Below are 756 nucleotides of genomic sequence, written 5' to 3' on the forward strand. Positions count from 1 at the left end.
CTTTCGCATTTGCTGCATCAAGTGCCGCTTGGCGGCGATCTACTTCTGCTTGTAGGGCTTCAGGATTACCTCCACTTGCCAACGCTTCTGCTAGGTCTTTCTCAGCTTTAGCCAGGGCTGCTTCGGCAGTTTCTAAGTCCGCTTTAGCTTTTTCGGCTAACTGTTTAGAATCTGCTGCTTCTTTGTTTGCTTTTACTGCCTCATCCTTAGCCTTTAATGCCTCTGCTTTTGCTTCTTCAGCTTGCTTTATCGCCTGTTCCTTTCGCAAAGCCTCTAAGTCTGCTCTATCAGCCTCTGATTTAGCAATCGCCTCCGCTTCTTCTACACGTTTTTGGGCATCAGCGGCGTCTTTGACTGCTTTATCAGCACGTGCCTGAGCATCTGCGGCTGCTTTTTTTGCAGCAGTAATTTCTTTTTCTGACGCACTTTTGACTGCTTCGAGTTTGACTGTTGCTTCTTTAGCTGCTGCTGCTGCTGCATCAGCTGCCGCTTTCGCTGCTGCTTTTGCCGCTACAATTGCTTGTGCTTCTGCAGTTTTAAGCGCTTCTTTTGCCGCTGTCGCTTCTTTTTCAGCGACAGCAACTTGGCTGGCTGTTGCTTCTTTTAGAGCTGCAATCTTTTTATCTGCCTCAGCTTTTGCAGCTGCAACGGCTTTTATGGCGGCGGCGGCCTTTTCTTCTGCTGTTTTAACTTTGTCCTGAGCTTTCTTAGTCTCAGCTTCGGCTGTTTTCTTTTCTGCCTCAGCGGCTTCTTTGG

1 pseudogene is annotated in these 756 nt (G+C 48.4%); it reads right to left on the reverse strand.

The features are described 5' to 3' along the window. Positions 1-756: pseudogene (locus tag NK638_RS12340) on the reverse strand (hypothetical protein); the annotation flags it as partial.

It is taken from the genome of Psychrobacter sp. A3 (genome assembly GCF_028823565.1).
GTDB lineage: Bacteria > Pseudomonadota > Gammaproteobacteria > Pseudomonadales > Moraxellaceae > Psychrobacter > Psychrobacter celer.